Source organism: Bradyrhizobium sp. MV1.5 (assembly GCF_055807615.1).
This window is the reverse complement of sequence record NZ_JBVVPL010000039.1, coordinates 17,396-34,820: the sequence shown is the minus strand read 5'-3', so window position 1 is coordinate 34,820 and position 17,425 is coordinate 17,396. Positions and strand designations below refer to the sequence as shown.

The window sequence follows — 17,425 nt, the reverse complement described above, 5'->3', positions numbered from 1 at the left end:
TTCGGAGGGGGTGGCCAGAAGCACCCGGCACTTGTGGTCGCCCCCTCTTTCAATTTTCGCCTGATTATTATCCGGCCTGCATGGCCCGCGCCGCCGAACTGTGGCGGCGGATGAGGTCTGCCACATCCAGCCCCGGGATCGTCCCGTCGATCACGGCCCATTTTCCGGCCACCATCACTCTGTCAGCCCGATGCGCCCCGCACAGCACAAGTGCGGCCAGGGGATCGCCATGGCCGGAGAAGCGTAGCTCGTCGAGCCGGAACAGCGCGAGGTCGGCCGTCTTACCGACGGCGATGTCGCCGAGTTCCGGCCGGCCGATGCAGGCCGCCGAGCCCTTGGTGGCCCAGCGCAGCGCATCCTTGTGACTGACCTTCGTCACTCCGTAGCGGGCACGTTGCAGCAGGAACGCGGCCCGCACCTCCTGCATCAGGTTCGATCCGTCGTTCGAGGCCGAGCCATCGACGCCGATGCCGATGCCGACACCGGCCTCCTCCATCTCGCAGACGGGGCAGCAGCCGGAGGCCAGGAGTTGGTTGCTGCAGGCGCAATGACTGATCGTTGTCTTCGCCCTGCCGAGCCGCTTCATCTCGTCTGCATTGAAGAAGATGCCGTGGGCGAGCCACGTCCGCGCATTGAGCCAGCCGCATTGTTCGAGATAGTCGAGCGGACGGCAGCCGTACATCTCCTGGCAGAATTTGTTCTCGTCCTCGGTCTCGGCAAGATGGGTATGCAGGCGCACGTCGAGCTTCTCGGCCAGATCGGCGGTGGCGCGCATCAGGGATGTCGTCACCGAGAACGGCGAGCAAGGCGCGAGCGCGATCTGCACCATCGCATCCGCACCGCGCTGATGGTGCCTGGCGACCACGCGCGCGCTGTCCGCGAGGATGGTGTCCTCATCCTGCACGACGCTATCGGGCGGCAGACCGCCGTCGCGCTGCGACAGGTTCATCGAGCCGCGCGTGAGCAGTACGCGCACGCCCAGCCGCCTGGCCACCGCCACCTCGATATCGACGGCGTCTTCGAGCCCTGCCGGAAATACGTAGTGATGATCCGTCGTGGTGGTGCAGCCCGACAGCAGCAGTTCGGACATCGCCACCGTGACGCCGAGCTCGAGCGCATCCGGCGTCAGCTTCGCCCACACCGGGTAGAGCGCCTGGAGCCAGGGAAACAGCTCGCGGTCCATCGCCGCCGGCAACGCCCGCGTCAGCGTCTGGTAAAAATGGTGATGGGTGTTGATGAGGCCCGGCAGCACGACGTGGTCGCTAGCATCGAACACCGCGACGTCAGCGGTTGCGGGCGCAGCGCCGGCCGGCACCAGCTCGACGATCCGGCCGCCTTTCACCACGATCCCGCGCTCGGCGCCATCGGCGAGGCTAGCCAGGGGATCCCTGATCCAGATCGGCTTTGCGTTGCTCATCAACCTGCTTCTCCTCACATCCGCTGACGACAGGCTTGCACGACAGGGGCCGGCCTGATTGCACTTTTGCTGCGACTTGTTGTTGCGACTTGGCGCTCGTCTTGCAAGACTTTCTCCTGGCTCGATTCACTCGTTGGAAGCGTTGGCGTCGCCATGGACTTGAATACCATCACAGCGGTCGCCCATCCGCAAACGCGCGCGCAGCTGCCTGTTTGGACGCCAGGTGATGCTTGGCTCGCGGGCGGCACCTGGCTGTTCTCGGAGCCGCAAGTTCAACTCACTCGGCTCATCGATCTCACCGACCTGAAATGGCCGGCGCTGACGGTCACCGAGAGCCATTTCAGCATCGCGGCCACCTGCACCGTTGCGCAGCTCGATGGATTCGTCTGCCCACGCGACTGGTTCGCGGCGCCGCTGATCAACCAGTGCTGCCGCGCCTTCCTTGCTTCGTTCAAGATCTGGAAGACGGCGACGGTCGGCGGCAATCTCTGCATGTCGCTGCCGGCAGGACCGATGATCTCGCTCACGGCTGCGCTGGACGGCGTCTGCACCATCTGGAAGGCCGGCGGTGGCGAACAGATGATGCCCGTCGTCGACTTCGTCACCGGCAACCAACACAACCTTCTGGCGCCGGGGGACCTGCTCCGGCAGATCGATGTTCCGATTGCCGCGTTGAAGCGTCGTACGGCCTTCCGCCAGATCTCGCTGGCGCCGGTCGGCCGTTCGGCGGCGCTTCTGATCGGCAGCCTGGATACCGATGGCACGCTGACGCTCACGGTCACCGCATCGACAGTGCGGCCAATCCGGTTGTCCTTTCGCGAGGCCCCCGCCGCGAAAGCACTTCGCGAGGCCATCGCGCAGCAGATCACGGACGATCTGTACCACACCGACATTCACGGCAAGCCGCTCTGGCGCAAGCACATGACACTGCGGCTTGCCGAAGAGATCCGCGACGAACTCCTCGGAGCGACGTCGTCATGAGCTTCGAGGTCGACGGCAAGCCGTTTTCGCAAGTGCCGCGCGCCGGCCAGTGCCTGCGCACGTTCCTGCGCGAGCTCGGTCATTTCGGCGTGAAGAAGGGTTGCGACGCCGGCGATTGCGGCGCCTGCACCGTGCTGCTGGACGGCGAGCCGGTGCATAGCTGCCTGATCCCGGCATTCCGCGCCGACGGCCGTGCCGTTACCACGATCGAAGGTCTGGGCGGAGACGGCGGCACGCACCCGATGCAGCAGGCTTTCCTTGACGCACAGGGCTTTCAATGCGGCTTCTGCACCGCCGGCATGATCCTGACCTGCGCCTCGCTGAACCAGGCGCAGCGCACCGATCTCGGCGTGGCGCTGAAGGGCAATATCTGCCGCTGCACCGGTTATCGATCGATCGAGGATGCGTTGCTCGGCAAGACCAACATCGAGGAGAGCGTCGAGGCCGGCGCCGCATTCGGCCGCAGCCTGCCGGCACCAGCTGGCCGCGATATCGTGCGCGGCAAGGCGCGCTACACGTTCGACACGCAGATCGACGGCTTGCTGCATATCAAGCTGCTCCGTTCACCGCACGCCCACGCGAGGATCGTCGCGATCGACAAGTCGGAAGCACTGGCCGTTCCCGGCGTCCACGCGGTGCTGACGCATGAGGATGCGCCCACGATCCTGCTCTCGACCGCGCGGCACGAGAAGGACTGGATGGATCCCGAGGACACCCGTGTCCTCGACGACCTCATCCGCTTCATCGGCCAGAAGGTCGCCGCCGTGGTCGCAGACAGCGAAGCCGCCGCTGAGGACGCATGCCGCCGGCTGAAGGTCCGCTACGAGCTTCTGCCTGCGCTGATCGATCCGGAGCAGGCGATGGCGCCCGGCGCGCCTGTCATTCATCCCGACCGCACCACTGCGAACCGCGTTGCCGACGCCCAGCGCAACCTCGCCGCGGAGACGCATGGCGAATTCGGCGACGTGGCGGCTGCGTTCGCGACATCCGCCGCCACCTTCGAGGGCACCTTCCATAGTCACCGTGTGCAGCATGCCGCTTTGGAAACTCACGGCGGCCTCGCCTGGCTCGACGCTTCCGGCGTGCTCAATGTCCGCACCTCGACGCAGGTGCCGTTCCTGACTAGGCGCGCGCTGTCTGATATCTTCGAGCTTCCCATGGACAAGGTCCGCGTGTTCTGCGAGCGCGTCGGCGGCGGCTTTGGCGGCAAGCAGGAGATGTTCGTGGAGGACATTCTGGCGCTCGCCGCGCTCAAGACCGGGCGGCCGGTGAAGCTGGAGCTCACCCGCGAGGAGCAGTTCATCGCAACCTCGACGCGGCATCCGATGCGGGTCCACGTCAAGGCCGGGGCCGACGCGGACGGCAAGCTCACCGCGCTCCAGCTCGACGTCCTCTCCAACACCGGCGCCTACGGCAATCACGCCGGCCCCGTGATGTTCCACTCGCTGGCCGAATCCATCAGCGTCTACAACTGCCCGAACAAACGGGTCGACGGCTATGCGGTCTATACCAATACGGTGCCGGCAGGCGCGTTTCGCGGTTATGGCTTGCCGCAAACACTGATTGCGGTCGAGGCCGCGATCGACGAACTGGCCAAGCAGCTCGGCATCAGCCCTTACGAGATGCGCCGGCGCAACGTCGTCAAGCCCGGCGACCCCATGGTATCGCCGCCGCCGTCGGAATTTCACGACGTGCACTACGGCTCCTACGGGCTGGACCAATGCCTCGACCTCGTCGAGCGCGCGATGCAGGCTGATGGCCCGCAGCCAGGCCTGTCGCCGGAGTGGCTGATCGGCGAGGGCATCGCGCTGACCATGATCGACACGGTGCCCCCGGCGGGCCATCTCGCGGATGCGATGGTCACGCTCAACGACGACGGCGGCTTTGACCTCACCGTCGGCACCGCCGAATTCGGCAACGGCACCAGCACCGTGCACCGGCAGATCGCGGCGACGACGCTTGCGACCACCGTCGACCGGATCCGCCTGCGCCAGTCCGACACCGCCCATGGCGGCCACGACACCGGCGCCTATGGCAGCGCCGGCATGTTCGTGGCAGGCAAGGCGACGCATGCGGCAGCCATGCAGCTTGCAACCGAGCTGAAGGCGGCCGCCGCCGGCGCATGGCTCTGCGACGTCGGGAGCTGCGCGCTCGAGAGCGAAGCCGTCGTCAGTGGCGTGCGGCGGATGTCCTTTATGGAGCTGGCAAAGCTCGCGCGCGAACGCGGACAGCCGTTCGCAGGCGCCGGCAATTCCGGCGGCACGCCGCGTTCGGTCGGCTTCAACGTGCAAGGCTTTCGCGTCGCCGTGAACAAGGGCACCGGCGAGCTCCGGATTCTCAGGAGCGTGCATGCGGCGGACGCCGGCGTCGTCGCCAATCCCATGCAGTGCCGCGGTCAGGTCGAAGGCGGTGTCGCGCAGGCGCTCGGTGCCGCGCTCTACGAGGAGATGGTGATCGACGCGGACGGCCGCGTCGCCAACCCCAAATTCCGCGACTACCACCTGCCCTCCTTCGCCGACGTGCCCCGTACCGAGGTCTTCTTCGCCGAGACCTCCGACACGATCGGCCCGCTGGGGGCGAAGTCGATGAGCGAGAGCCCGTACAATCCGGTCGCCGCCGCCCTCGGCAACGCGATTGCCGATGCCACCGGCATTCGCTTCACGGCGCCGCCCTTCAAGCCGGACCGGCTGTTTCCGGCGCTGCACGAGAAGTTCGGTAACTAACTGCCGCGGTAGGTCGAATAGCTCCACGGCGTGACCAGCAGCGGCACGTGGTAGTGGCTCTCCGGCTCGCTGATCGCGAAGCGTAGCGGGATCTCGTCGAGGAACGGCGGGTCGGTGAGCTGCACGTTGCGCTCGGCGTAATATTTGGCGACGCTAAACCGGAGCTCGTAGCGGCCGATCGGCAGCGGGCGGCCGCCGATCAGCGGCTGATCGGTGCGGCCGTCCGCATTGGTCACCGCGCGCGCTATCACGCGGCTTTCGCCGAGGTTCGCGAGCTCGACCAGCTCGACCGGAATGCCCGGTGCGGGCTTGCCGGCGTGGTTGTCCAGCACATGGGTCGAGAGCCGGCCATGGACCTTGAGCTTGTCATCGGCTGCGACGAGTTGATCGAGCCGCAACGCCGAGATACGGCCGATCTCCTCGATCGCACGTCGTGTCTCGGTCTTGGCGATATTGCGCAACCGCGTCTCGAAATCGCGCAGCACGGAATCCCTGGTGTGACGACGCACGCACACGATATAGGGGATGTCGAATTTCTCACGATAGGCATTGTTGACGCGCTCGAACGCCGCGTATTCGGCCTCCGACAGCCGGTCGAGGCCGGCGCTGTTCTGCTCGTCGGCCGATTCCGCGGTGAGCCCCGCCGCGCGCTGGGTCTTGTTGGCGAGGTCCGGATGCGCCCGGATCAACGCCAATTGCACCTCGGGTTCGGCACTCTGGATCGCCGCCATCAGCGCGGCGTGCAACTGGTTGATGCCGGCGAACGGTCGCTTCGCGGCCAGTTGCCCGGCGATCCACGGCGAATATTCAACGACGTTGGCGAGGGCGGCAACGAAATCGGCTTCATCGGCGGCATTGAGATCAGACAGCGATATCTGCGACATCGTCCTCACCCGATCTCGAATGCGTCGGCCGCAAGATGCGTGAGCTTGTCGTGCCAATGCTGTGCGATCTGCAACCGCGTCGGCACCCAGACGCGGTCGTGCTTGCCGATGTAGTCGAGGAAGCGGATCAGCCCCGCCGCGCGGCCGGGGCGGCCGGCGAGACGACAGTGCAGGCCGACCGACATCATCCTCGGCGCGCTCTCGCCTTCGGCATAGAGCACGTCGAAGGCATCCTTCAGATAGGTGAAGAACTGCTCGCCTTCGGCAAATCCTTGCGGGTTGATGAAGCGCATGTCGTTGGCGTCGAGCGTATAGGGAATGACGAGCTGCTTGCCGCTCGCGCCCTTGAGCCAATAGGGCAGATCGTCGGCATAGGAATCGCTGAGATAGAGGAAGCCGCCCTCCTCCATCAACAGTCGGTTGGTGTTGATCGAGGAGCGTCCGGTATACCAGCCGAGCGGCCGCGAGCCGGTCGCCGCGGTGTGGACGCGGATCGCTTCCGCGATCTCCGCGCGCTCCTGCGCCTCGGTCATGTCCTTGTGCTCGATCCATTTCAGGCTGTGGCTGGCGATATCCCAGCCCGCCTCCTTCATGGCAGCAACGATTTCCGGATTGCGCTTCAGCGCTGTGGCGACACCGAACACGGTGGTCGGCCACTTCCGCTCGCTGAATATCCGCCACAGCCGCCAGAAGCCGGCGCGCGAGCCATATTCGAACATCGATTCGATATTGGCGTGGCGCTGGCCGGGCCAAGGCTGTGCGCCGAGCACGTCGGACAGAAACGCTTCCGAGGCAGGGTCGCCATGCAGGATGTTGTTTTCGCTGCCCTCCTCGAAATTGACGACGAACTGCACGGCGACGCGCGCGTTGCCGGGCCATTGCGGGTGCGGCGGGTTGCGGCCGTAGCCGCGGAGATCGCGCGGGTAGCGGGTACCAGTCACTCAGACTTCCTCGAAGCGGATCGGCAGCGCGCCCTTCCACAGCACGCTCTTGCCGAGCGTCGCCAGATTCTCCAGGCCGGAGGTCAGCGTGATGAAATGGTTGCCGGCGAGCTGGCCCATCTTGCTCGCGAAGTGCACGCCGCCATAGGCCATCAGGATCTCGGTCTCGCTGATGCCGCCGGGATAGAGGATGATCTGGCCGGGCGCGGGATAGCTGGTGTGGTTCTCATAGCCGACGCCGAAATCGAGGTCGCCGAGCGGCATCCACACGCCCTCGCCGCTCCAGCGCACGTGGATGATGTGGCTTTCGAACGGCAGCGCCTTGCGGAACGCGGCGACAGTCTTGGGTGCCGCTTGCTCCTCGAAACGGGCATCGAAGGTGAAGTCGCCGGCACGGATAACGAGTTTGGTCATCTCATCTCTCTGGATCGGGGGCGATGGCCCCACGGGGAATTTTCAGGCAAAGAGCATTCCGTCGGGCTTCGCGCAAGGGGCGCGGCCCGTTACCTGCGGTCGTAGGACCAGCCGAAAACGCCACTCCGCCGCGTCTCGGGCTCCGGCTCGGCGGCGGGCTGCGGCGCCTCCCTCAGTTCTGCCTGCGGCGGCGGAGGCGGCACCGGCAGATTCTCGCATTTCATGGAGTAGACCAGCTTGCCGTCCGCGGTCCGCCCGATCGGCACGCAGGGGTCCGGATGCGCCGCCGATGTTTTTGGGGTCAGCTTGACCTGGGCCACGGCCGGCGAGGCGATCAGCAGAAGGACAAGCAGATATTTCGACATCATTGTCGCCTGAAAACCAAATTTGGCCCATTGAACCGGATTGCGCAGGTCAAGTCCATCGGTGCCACGGGCGCGATTGCCGAATATTTAGCCGAGGCTAGAAAATTGGCTCGCCCCAATGTGATGTCGCGAGCGCTGATATCGGCTAGGCGCGTCGCCATGTCAGCCGCGACGGCGACCACACAAAACACACATCTCACAGCCGGGCTGTCGTCACGGGAGAAAGAAACAATGCAAAAGACTTTCATCATTCTCGGCGCGACGCTGATTGCCGCCGCCACCATCCAGACTGCCGCGGCGAACGACCGCCGTCATGTCCGCAAGGCGCAACCCCATCCCATCACCCAGTCGGTGCGCGATTCCAACGCCGCGCTCTGGCCATCGCAGCCGACCGGGCCCGACTGGTCGCGCTATTCCAACGGCGCGATGTCTGCACCAGCGGGACGGTGATGCCGGAAGCCTAGCGCGATCAACCGAAAGTGCCTCCATGTCGTCATTGCGAGGAGCTCTTGCGACGAAGCAAACCAGACATTTTCCACGGATGCATTTCTGGAATGCTTTCGCTGCGCTCGCAATGACGGAGTATGAGGCGGCAGCGCCACTCTTCCAGCTCGCATTTTAATTGCATACATGCCTTCGCGTCCTCGCGGCGCGTTTCGCCCGAGCTTTGCTTCGTCACTCCACCCACTTGTCCAAGAGGGCGCAGGGAAGGCCGGGTGCCGGCTGGCACCCACGGTCTGCTGCGCGAAAGGTGTAGCGCAAGAAGACCGCACAGCAGCATACAGGTGTAGCCAATCACTCGGCCTTCCCTGCGCGATGGTCGGACGGCTTATGCCGTGCTCTCCCGGGAGCCGAGTTCTCTTTGGCCTCCCTCACCCCAGCGAAAGTCGCCGACACCGCGCCGGTTGACGCGCATGCCGCATCCGCAAGAGCTTGACCGTAGCAACGACGGCCAGGACCACACGGTTTTGCCGTACGCACGGCCCGCCATTTCGCCGCAGTTTTTCCAGCCCTGTCGACGGAGCCGGAAACTTACAGACGAGACGAACCTAACAGCGCCGCTCGTCGGAACGAAGCCATGGGCTCACGGAGAGCAATCCGCCCTGCCCTTGGCCTCTCGCACCCGAACGCTGCCGCGTCCACCGCAAGCCCGGCTCGCGAACGTGACGACCACAAGATCGCCCCTCAAGGATGAGCCGGGATGGGCGACACATACGCCATTTCCGAATTTCGGTAAAGCTGAATATTTTTCCCGGAGGGGATTGACGCGCCCGCGACACAGGTCGCGCAATCAGACGCCTCGCGCAGAAGCAACAAGGGGCGGTGCAAAACACCGCCCCTTGGCGCGAAACGAGGCTGCGGCGAGGACAGGCGCCTAATACGGCTGATAATAGCCACGCGGACCATAGTAGGGACCGCCGCCGTAATATCCCTGGCCGCCGTAGTAAGGACCGGGACCGTAATTATAGCGCTCCTCGTAGTACTCCTGGCGCCTGCTCTCTGCGATCGCGCCGCCGATCAGACCTGCCGCCACGCCCATGAAGGCAAGGCCTGCAGCGTTCGGACCCCGTCGATAATAGCGGTGACGGCGAGCCGCGCTGAAATCGGTCGCAGCAGGAGCGGCCGGGCCCGCAGCAGCGGACTTGGGAGGCGCGGGCGAGTTGGCAGCCGAAGGCGTGATAGAGGCCGAAATCAGAACAAGACTTGCGAAAGCTGCCAACACAACGTTGCGGCCGGCTGCAGAAATCGTCGGAACCTTATTCATCTTGACCTTCCCATATTCTGCTCAAAGCCACATCATCAAACAAGACTTAATGCGCAAACCACTGAAATGGTTTCGTGATCGCGGCAATCTGCCACGCTTTGAACGATTGTAAACCGAACGTCCAGATCCAGCTTGCACCATCCAACATGAGCGGATAATGAACAGACGCACCGTTTTCCGGTCGCCGTAAGCGTTTTACGTGAACCAACGCATCAACCGACGCCGTCGGGATCGATGCCATCCTTGGGTTCACCGTGACTGACGCGTTCTATTCCAAAGAGAAAATCGGATGATTGCGGTTCGCAAACTGCCGGCGCGCTATGCGCCGATCGTGATGCCATTCGTGCTGTCCATCCTCATGACGGCCGTGGTGTCGGTCATTTCCACGCTTCGAAGCCTCGGCGCAACGCCGGCGTTCATCGCGACCTGGCCGGGTGCCTGGGCGCTGTCATGGCTGGTCGCCTTTCCCACGTTGCTGATGGTGCTGCCACTGGTCCGCCGGATCGTGGCTTGCGTTGTCGCTGCTCCCTCGCAGCCAGGCCGATAGCAGGCGCGGACGGCGGCGCATGACGCACGCCGCCCCGCTTCCGCGTGACCTTACGACAGCGCGCCGAGTACGCCGCGCGTCGCCTTGTCGATCTCCTCGACATAGCGGCGCCGGGCGAAGGTCTCGGTGAGGAAGCCGACCACCTTGCGGCTGTCGGTGGAATCGACCACTGCCAGCATCTCGGCCTCCGCTTCGTCGAACACCGCCATCGCCGACTTCACGTTCATTTCCGGGATCAGCACGATCTCGGTCAGGCGGGCGAGCTCGATCACCTGGATCTCGTCGGCGATGCTGTCGAGGTCGCCCGAGAACAGGTCGGGCAGCAGGACGAGGCCGACATATTCGTCCGCATTGTTGACGATGACGATCCCGGGCCGCGAGCCCAGCGCGAATTCGCGGCGGACCGCGGCGATCGTCGTGGTCGACGGCACCTTGCCGACATCGGAGCGCATCAGCCGCTCGACGGTGAGGTTGCGCAGCCAGCCGACGTCGTTGGCGCTGCGGATGGTCTCGCCGCGCAGATGCAGGCGCCAGGTCGAGAAGGAGTGTCCGAACATGAAGCGGACGCAGATCGAGGTGACGATGCAGCCGGCGAGCACCACGGCGGTGACGTCGACGTTGCGGGTCATCTCGAGCACGAGGAACGACATGGTCAAGGGACCGCCGACGATGGCGACACCGAGGGTCGCCATGCCCGTCAGCATCGCCACCAGCGGATCGATCACGAAGTTCGGGCTGATCAAGAGCAGCACCGCGGAAAAGAACTTTCCGATCAGGCTGCCCACGAACAGCGAGGCAAAGAACAGCCCGCCGCGGAAGCCGGAGGCAAGCGAGATCAGGCAGGCCGTCACTTTCAGGGCGATGATCAGCGCAATCAGACCGATCGTCATGTCGTGAAAGAGATCGAGCACCATGGCGCCGTGGCCGGCCGCCAGCACCTGCGGCGTGACAATCGCAAAGCCGCCGACGATGAGCCCGCCGATCACCGGGCGCAGCCAGACCGGCAACCATTTGAACAGGCGCTCGAACATCGAGGACGAGCGCATCACGGCGATGCCGACGCCGCTGGTGACGAGCGCGAGCCCGATCAGCGCCAGATATTGCTCGACGCCGACGGCGCTCACCTTGGGGATTTCGAGCGAGTATGGCGCGCCGCCGAGCCATTGCGCGGTCAGCGCACCGGCGAGCGAGGCGGCGAGGATCGGCGCGGCGCTGCCGACGGAATAGACGCCGACGATCAGCTCGCAGGCGTAGAAGGCCCCGGTGATCGGTGCACCGAAGGCGGCCGCGATCGCCGCAGCAGCGCCGCAGCCGACAATCAGGCGCAGATCGTTGCGGCGCAGATTGAAGAACTTGCCGAGCAGCGAGGCGATGCCCGAGCCGATCTGGGTATAGCCGGCCTCGAGGCCGACGGAGGCGCCGCAGCCGTTCGAGATCAGCGTCTGGCTGGACACCACCACGCTGTCGCGCATCGACAGATTTCCGCCACGCAGCGCGTTCGCCTCGATCGGATCGACCGCGCTGGAGAGCTTCAGCCGTCGCCGCCACCATTCCATGATACCGAGCGCCAATCCACCCAGCGCAGGCGCGATCAGCGCGGCCCAGGGACTGACGCTGGTATTGGCGGACAGGCGGACGTCGATGGGAATGCCGTAGATCACCATATGGGCAATCTGCGCAATCTCGGCCATCAGCGTCACGATGGCGCCGGCGAGCGTGCCGATCACCAGCGCCAGCGGGATCAGATAGAATTCGTTGCTGCGCAGCAGCGCCCGCAGCCGAACCATGACACGGTTCGTCCCCTTGCGGTCGGCGAGATGTCTGATCCGCAGGAACACTTTCGGCCCGCCCTACTCTTCCGACATGCCGTAGCCGGACATGCTCTGGCGGACCCGCTCGATCTCGGCGCCCGACAGCAGCGGCGGCTCTCCGATCTGGAGACAGCCGTGATATTGCCGCGCCAGCGTCTCGACCTCGACGGCGAGCCACATCGCCTTGTCCAGCGACTTGCCGACCGCGATCATGCCGTGATGGTCGAGCAGGCAGGCAAGCCGGCCCTCCAGCGCCCGCACGGCATGTTCGGACAGCTCTGCCGTTCCGAATGTGGCATAGGGCGCGCAGCGGATGCTGTCGCCGCCGGCGGCCGCGATCATGTAGTGCACGGGCGGGATCTCCAGGCCCATGATCGCCAGGATGGTGCAATAGGTCGGATGGGCGTGGACGACAGCGTTGACGTCTGGCCGGGCCTTCAGAATGTCGAGGTGGAAGCGCCACTCGCTGGACGGCTTCTGATCGGGCGAGTGCGAGCCGTTCATCGTCATGAACACGATCTGGTCCGGCGTCATGGCGTCGTAGGGCACGTTGGTCGGCGCGATCAGAAGCCCGTCCACATGCCGGACGCTGATATTGCCCGAGGTGCCCTGGTTGATGCCGAGCGTATTCATGCGGCGGCAGGCGCCGATGATGGCCTGTCTCTTGTCGAGCTCGTCCGCTGTCATCGACATCTCGATTTCCTGACGATGGGCGCCTGTCAGACGGGGAGTACGTCAAGCAATATGGCAGCGCAAGAGAAAGCGGACCGGATCACGCGCGATCCCGTCAGCCGCTTCATGGCATCATGAAATAAACATGAAAATCAACGCATTAACAGATTGTCGCAGCTCTATGACAAGCTCGCCCGGACCGCCGCGATGCCGTTGATCACGAACTGCACCGAATAGGCCGCGAGCAGCATGCCGAGCACGCGCGAGAGGACGGCGTTGCCGGTGCGCCCAAGGCTCCGCGCGATCATGTTCGCGAAGACAAAGCAGAGCATGCAGAGCAGGCACACGGCGAGGACGACCACGATGATGATCGCGAGCCTCGGCCCGTAGCCGGCATCGCCCGTCAGGAGCAGCGTGGTCGCGATCGCGCCGGGACCGGCCATCATCGGGATCGCCAGCGGGAATACCGCGACATCGGAGGCATGCTCGGAGCTCGCCTTGTCGGCCTCGCGGGCCTCGCGATGCGGACGGTCGCCGAAGATCATCTGATAGGACACGCCGAACAGCAGCAGCCCGCCGGCGATCTGGAAGGCGGGGATGCCGATCCCGAGCTGGCGCAGCAGCCAGTTTCCGATCAGGGCAATCACCACCAGGATCGACGCCGCAATCAGCGGCGCGCGTAGCGCGATGGTGCGTTTGGTCTTGTCGGGCATGCCTCCGGTCGCGGCGAGGAAGGCGGGCGCAAGGCCCACGGGATCGACCACCAGCAGCAACGTGACGAACGCGGACAGGGAGAAATCAATCATGTCTCGGTGGGCTCCCTGGACACAGGAACGATGGCTGGCGGACTGACTTAGCCCGGCAGAACCGCTTTGAAAATCACCGGAGATGCACAATGAGCGACAGTGGAATTGGAATGTTGCTGGGCCACCTTTCGGGCAACCTGCTCTGGCTCTGGTTCATCGGAGCCTTCGTGCTCGGTGGGGTCCTCGTCTACGGCGTGGCGAAGGCGGGCCGTCTGCGGCGCCGCGAGCGCGCGCAGCTCGACCGCAACACCGAGGAGCGGCAGCGCCAGGAAGACCCGTACAAGCGTCCGACCTGAGCGACGCGGCGAGTGCAGCTTGCCGTTTGGAACTTTCGTTCACCTAAAGGCTTGGATCGCCTGAGGATTGAGGAAGGCGATGCCTTCCCGTGTCACCTCGACAGGAGGATTTATGGCCAAGAAAGCGAAGAAGCGCACAACCAAGAAATCGTCGACGGGCCGCGCCCGTCAAGCGCCGAAGATGTTGAGCGACCTATTCCTGGAAACGCTCAAGGATATCTATTTCGCCGAGAACAAGATCATCAAGACCTTGCCCAAGATGGCCAAGGCTGCCAACTCGAAGGAGCTCGCGGCGGCTTTCAACAAGCATTTGCGCGAGACCCAGGGCCAGGTCAAACGTCTCGACCAGATCTTCAAGATGCTTGGCAAGCCGGCCCGCGGCAAGCCTTGCGAAGCGATCAACGGCATCACCGACGAAGGCGCCGAGATCATGAAGGAGTTCAAGAACGCGCCTGCGCTGGACGCCGGCCTGCTCGCAGCCGCGCAAGCGGTCGAGCATTACGAAATCTCCCGCTACGGCACGCTGCGCACCTGGGCCGAGGAGCTCGGCATGCAGGACGCTGCAAGGCTGCTCCAGGCGACGCTGGACGAGGAAGAGGCGACCGATCACACGCTGACCGAGCTTGCCACCTCCGTGATCAACCTCGAGGCGGAAGAGGAATACCGCCAAGCGGCCTGAGCCACACGTGGCGTGACGACGAAACGCCGCGGCCCAACGGCCGCGGCGTTTGTCTTTTCGGATCGCACGATCCGCATGGCACCTCCGCGCCGCCGGGCTGGAATTCTCGGGAACCGGCCCCATATTCAGCGTTCCCCACCGCCGAGCCCGCATCATGCAACCCAAAAATCCCCTCGACTGGATGCTGTCCGAAGCCCTGGACTCGCTGACCCGCGCCGAACGGCTGCGCCAGCAGTTCGGCCGGCAGGACGCCTGCTGGGAGCCACCGATCGACGTGCTCGAAACCGAGCATGAGCTCCTGATCCTGGTCGCGCTTCCCGGCGTCAATCCCGACAATGTCGAGACTGTCATCCATGACGGCGTGCTCGTCATCTCCGGCCAGCGCACCCTTCCACCGGAGCTTCGCAACGCCCGCATCCACCGGCTCGAACTGCCGCAGGGGCGTTTTGAGCGCCGCATTGCATTGCCCGTTGGCCGCTACGCCATCAGCCGCTTCGTGATGGACGGCTGCGTCGCGCTGCGCCTCGCCAAATCCTGAGGTCGATCATGGCCACCGAACCAATGAATACCGCACCGACCAATCCCCAGAGCAATTCCGACGTGAAGATTCCCGAAGACGCGCTGATCATCATTCCCGTGCGTGAGATGGTGCTATTCCCCGGCGCCATCGCGCCGATCGCGATCGCACGGCCGAAGTCGGTCGCCGCCGCGCAACAGGCGCTGCGCGAGCAGCGGCCGGTCGGCATCGTCCTGCAACGCAGCCCCGAGACCGAGGAGCCCGGACCGGACGACCTCTATCGGGTCGCGACCATCGCCAACATCGTGCGCTACATCACCGCGCCCGACGGCACCCATCACATCGTCTGCCAGGGCGTGCAGCGCGCGCGCATCCTCGACTTCCTGCCAGGGACGCCGTTCCCGGCCGCGCGGATCCAGCAGATTCCGGAGCCGACCACGAGCACGCCCGAGATCGAGGCCCGCGGGCTGAACCTGCAGCGCCAGGCCATCGAGGCGATCGAGCTGCTGCCGCAGGCGCCGCCCGAGCTGATCGCGATGTTCCAGGGCACCACCGCGCCCGGCGCGCTGGCGGATCTGGCGACCTCGTTCATGGACATCAAGCCGCAGGACAAGCAGGAGGTGCTGGAGACCATCGACCTCGCCTTGCGTGTCGAGAAGGTGTCGAAGCATCTGGCCGAACGGCTGGAGGTGCTGCGCATCAGCAACGAGATCGGCCAGCAGACCCGCGCCAGCTTCGACGAGCGGCAGCGCGAGGCGATCCTGCGCGAGCAGATGGCGACCATCCAGCGTCAGCTCGGCGAAGGCGACGGCAAGGCGGCCGAGGTCGCCGAGCTGACCGCTGCCATCGCCAAGGCCAACATGCCGCCCGAGGCCGACGCGCATGCGAAGAAGGAGCTGCGCCGCTACGAGCGCATGCCGGAGGCCGCCGGCGAGGCCGGCATGGTCCGCACTTACCTGGACTGGCTGATCGAGCTGCCGTGGGCGCTGCCTGCGGAGAAGCCGATCGACATCAAGGAAGCGCGCCGCATCCTCGACGCCGATCATTTTGGCCTGGAGAAGATCAAGAGCCGGATCATCGAATATCTGGCGGTGCGCAAGCTGGCGCCGCAGGGCAAGGCGCCGATCCTGTGCTTTGTCGGACCGCCCGGCGTCGGCAAGACCTCGCTCGGCCAGTCCATCGCACGCGCGATGGATCGTCCCTTCGTGCGCGTCAGCCTCGGCGGCGTGCATGACGAGGCCGAGATCCGCGGGCATCGGCGCACCTATATCGGCGCGCTGCCCGGCAACATCATCCAGGGCATCAAGAAGGCCGGTACCCGCAACTGCGTCATGATGCTGGACGAGATCGACAAGATGGGCCGCGGCGTGCAGGGCGATCCTTCCGCTGCAATGCTGGAGGTGCTCGACCCCGAGCAGAACGGGACGTTCCGGGACAATTACCTGGGCGTGCCCTTCGACCTGTCGCGCGTGGTGTTCATCGCGACCGCCAACATGCTCGACCAGATCCCCGGTCCGCTGCTGGACCGCATGGAGCTGATCAGTCTCACCGGCTACACCCAGGAAGAGAAGCTGGAGATCGCCAAGCGCTATCTGGTGCGGCGGCAGCTCGAGGCCAACGGCTTGACGGCTGAGCAGGCCGAGATCGAGCCGGAGGCGCTGAAGCTGGTGGTCAAGGGCTACACCCGCGAAGCCGGCGTGCGTAACCTCGAGCGCGAGATCGGCAAGCTGTTCCGCCATGCTGCCGTGCAGGTCGCCGAGGGCACGGCTGCCAAGGTCGTCGTGACGCCGAAGGATATCGGCACCGTGCTCGGCCAGCCGCGCTTCGAAGGTGAGATCGCACAGCGCACCAGCATTCCAGGCGTGGCCACCGGCCTCGCTTGGACGCCGGTCGGCGGCGACATCCTGTTCATCGAGGCGTCGCGAGTATCAGGCCGCGGCGGCATGATCCTGACCGGCCAGCTCGGTGAGGTCATGCGCGAGAGCGTGCAGGCTGCGATGACGCTGGTGAAGAGTAAGGCCACGCAGCTCGGCATCGATCCGCAGCTGTTCGAAAAGAGCGACATCCACGTTCACGTGCCCGCAGGCGCGACCCCGAAGGACGGGCCGAGCGCGGGCGTCGCGATGTTCACGGCGCTGACGTCCCTGCTCACCAATCGCACGGTGCGCAGCGACACCGCCATGACCGGCGAGATCTCGCTGCGCGGCCTGGTGCTGCCGGTCGGCGGCATCAAGGAGAAGGTGGTGGCGGCTGCGGCCGCTGGCCTGAAGCGGGTGATGCTGCCGGCGCGCAACAAGCGAGACTATGACGACATCCCGCAGAGCGCGCGGGATAACCTCGAATTCATCTGGCTTGAGCGCGTCGACGAAGCCATCGCCGCGGCGCTCGAGCCGGCCGAGGCCAAGATCGAGGCCAAGGTCGAAGCGGCGGAGTGAATGCGATGAAAAAACTGCTGGAAAGAGCGAAGCGATCGCGGACAACGCAACGGCTGCGCCAGTTGCTCGATCGCGCCATCGACGGGGTTCGCGATGCGCTGGCGGCATCAGGACCGCGGCTTCAGCCGATCCCGGTCCGCGTGAAGCGCCGCAAGGGTTGAGCCCTCCGTCT

At 65.1% G+C, this 17,425-nt stretch carries 18 protein-coding genes; 9 read left to right on the top strand and 9 right to left on the bottom strand.

Annotated features, from left to right (window positions below; translation table 11 throughout):
• Positions 1–67 precede the first annotated feature (67 nt).
• On the bottom strand, positions 68–1,417 hold the full coding sequence (locus AC0L2J_RS27995; protein ID WP_007612864.1) for an 8-oxoguanine deaminase: 1,350 nt from the start codon (positions 1,415–1,417) through the stop codon (positions 68–70).
• Positions 1,418–1,570: 153 nt separating this feature from the next.
• On the opposite strand from AC0L2J_RS27995, the gene AC0L2J_RS27990 reads away from it, so the two are divergent.
• On the top strand, positions 1,571–2,398 hold the full coding sequence (locus AC0L2J_RS27990) for an FAD binding domain-containing protein (RefSeq protein WP_007612868.1): 828 nt from the start codon (positions 1,571–1,573) through the stop codon (positions 2,396–2,398).
• Positions 2,395–5,121 (top strand): molybdopterin-dependent oxidoreductase, encoded by a 2,727-nt coding sequence (locus tag AC0L2J_RS27985; protein WP_473395151.1) that lies wholly within the window; start codon positions 2,395–2,397, stop codon positions 5,119–5,121. Before AC0L2J_RS27990 ends, AC0L2J_RS27985 begins: the two co-directional genes overlap by 4 nt.
• Here AC0L2J_RS27985 and uraD read toward each other — a convergent pair.
• The 4 genes from uraD to AC0L2J_RS27965 all read right to left on the bottom strand — a co-directional run bounded on the left by uraD (position 5,118) and on the right by AC0L2J_RS27965 (position 7,728).
• Positions 5,118–6,005: a 2-oxo-4-hydroxy-4-carboxy-5-ureidoimidazoline decarboxylase gene (gene uraD, locus AC0L2J_RS27980; RefSeq protein WP_473395150.1), complete on the bottom strand. Its 888-nt coding sequence runs from the start codon at positions 6,003–6,005 to the stop codon at positions 5,118–5,120. The two genes, AC0L2J_RS27985 and uraD, sit on opposite strands and share 4 nt — an antisense overlap.
• A gap of 5 nt (positions 6,006–6,010) precedes the next feature.
• Positions 6,011–6,946, bottom strand: a complete 936-nt coding sequence (gene puuE, locus AC0L2J_RS27975; RefSeq protein ID WP_473395149.1) for an allantoinase PuuE — start codon at positions 6,944–6,946, stop codon at positions 6,011–6,013.
• Positions 6,947–7,360, bottom strand: a complete 414-nt coding sequence (locus AC0L2J_RS27970; RefSeq protein ID WP_007601448.1) for a DUF3830 family protein — start codon at positions 7,358–7,360, stop codon at positions 6,947–6,949.
• Positions 7,361–7,449: 89 nt separating this feature from the next.
• Positions 7,450–7,728, bottom strand: a complete 279-nt coding sequence (locus tag AC0L2J_RS27965; protein ID WP_007612882.1) for a hypothetical protein — start codon at positions 7,726–7,728, stop codon at positions 7,450–7,452.
• Positions 7,729–7,956: 228 nt separating this feature from the next.
• On the opposite strand from AC0L2J_RS27965, the gene AC0L2J_RS27960 reads away from it, so the two are divergent.
• Positions 7,957–8,175 carry a hypothetical protein gene (locus tag AC0L2J_RS27960; protein WP_007612884.1) on the top strand — a complete coding sequence of 73 codons (219 nt, stop codon included), beginning with the start codon at positions 7,957–7,959 and terminating at the stop codon, positions 8,173–8,175.
• Positions 8,176–9,100: 925 nt separating this feature from the next.
• On the opposite strand, the gene AC0L2J_RS27955 is transcribed toward AC0L2J_RS27960, so the two are convergent.
• Positions 9,101–9,490, bottom strand: coding sequence for a hypothetical protein (locus AC0L2J_RS27955; RefSeq protein ID WP_473395148.1), 390 nt, complete (start codon positions 9,488–9,490; stop codon positions 9,101–9,103).
• 289 nt (positions 9,491–9,779) lie between these two features.
• On the opposite strand from AC0L2J_RS27955, the gene AC0L2J_RS27950 reads away from it, so the two are divergent.
• Positions 9,780–10,037 (top strand): DUF2798 domain-containing protein, encoded by a 258-nt coding sequence (locus tag AC0L2J_RS27950; protein ID WP_473395147.1) that lies wholly within the window; start codon positions 9,780–9,782, stop codon positions 10,035–10,037.
• Positions 10,038–10,087: 50 nt separating this feature from the next.
• On the opposite strand, the gene AC0L2J_RS27945 is transcribed toward AC0L2J_RS27950, so the two are convergent.
• The 3 genes from AC0L2J_RS27945 to AC0L2J_RS27935 form a co-directional block, all read right to left on the bottom strand.
• The gene (locus AC0L2J_RS27945) at positions 10,088–11,875 is read right to left on the bottom strand and encodes a chloride channel protein (RefSeq protein WP_007612892.1); all 1,788 of its coding nucleotides are present in this window, start codon (positions 11,873–11,875) and stop codon (positions 10,088–10,090) included.
• Between the two features lie 12 nt (positions 11,876–11,887).
• The gene (locus AC0L2J_RS27940) at positions 11,888–12,541 is read right to left on the bottom strand and encodes a class II aldolase/adducin family protein (protein ID WP_473395146.1); all 654 of its coding nucleotides are present in this window, start codon (positions 12,539–12,541) and stop codon (positions 11,888–11,890) included.
• Positions 12,542–12,699: 158 nt separating this feature from the next.
• Positions 12,700–13,326 carry a MarC family protein gene (locus AC0L2J_RS27935; RefSeq protein WP_473395145.1) on the bottom strand — a complete coding sequence of 209 codons (627 nt, stop codon included), beginning with the start codon at positions 13,324–13,326 and terminating at the stop codon, positions 12,700–12,702.
• Between the two features lie 89 nt (positions 13,327–13,415).
• Here AC0L2J_RS27935 and AC0L2J_RS27930 point away from each other — a divergent pair, with 89 nt between their 5' ends.
• From AC0L2J_RS27930 to AC0L2J_RS27910, 5 genes are all read left to right on the top strand, one after another.
• Positions 13,416–13,622, top strand: coding sequence for a hypothetical protein (locus AC0L2J_RS27930; protein WP_007612900.1), 207 nt, complete (start codon positions 13,416–13,418; stop codon positions 13,620–13,622).
• Positions 13,623–13,734: 112 nt separating this feature from the next.
• Complete coding sequence (locus AC0L2J_RS27925) at positions 13,735–14,301, top strand: YciE/YciF ferroxidase family protein (RefSeq protein ID WP_007612902.1); 567 nt, start codon at positions 13,735–13,737, stop codon at positions 14,299–14,301.
• 154 nt (positions 14,302–14,455) lie between these two features.
• The gene (locus AC0L2J_RS27920; RefSeq protein WP_007612908.1) at positions 14,456–14,839 is read left to right on the top strand and encodes an Hsp20/alpha crystallin family protein; all 384 of its coding nucleotides are present in this window, start codon (positions 14,456–14,458) and stop codon (positions 14,837–14,839) included.
• 8 nt (positions 14,840–14,847) lie between these two features.
• Positions 14,848–17,253 carry an endopeptidase La gene (lon, locus tag AC0L2J_RS27915; RefSeq protein ID WP_473395143.1) on the top strand — a complete coding sequence of 802 codons (2,406 nt, stop codon included), beginning with the start codon at positions 14,848–14,850 and terminating at the stop codon, positions 17,251–17,253.
• 5 nt (positions 17,254–17,258) lie between these two features.
• Positions 17,259–17,414: a hypothetical protein gene (locus AC0L2J_RS27910; protein WP_007612910.1), complete on the top strand. Its 156-nt coding sequence runs from the start codon at positions 17,259–17,261 to the stop codon at positions 17,412–17,414.
• The last annotated feature ends 11 nt before the right edge of the window (positions 17,415–17,425 follow it).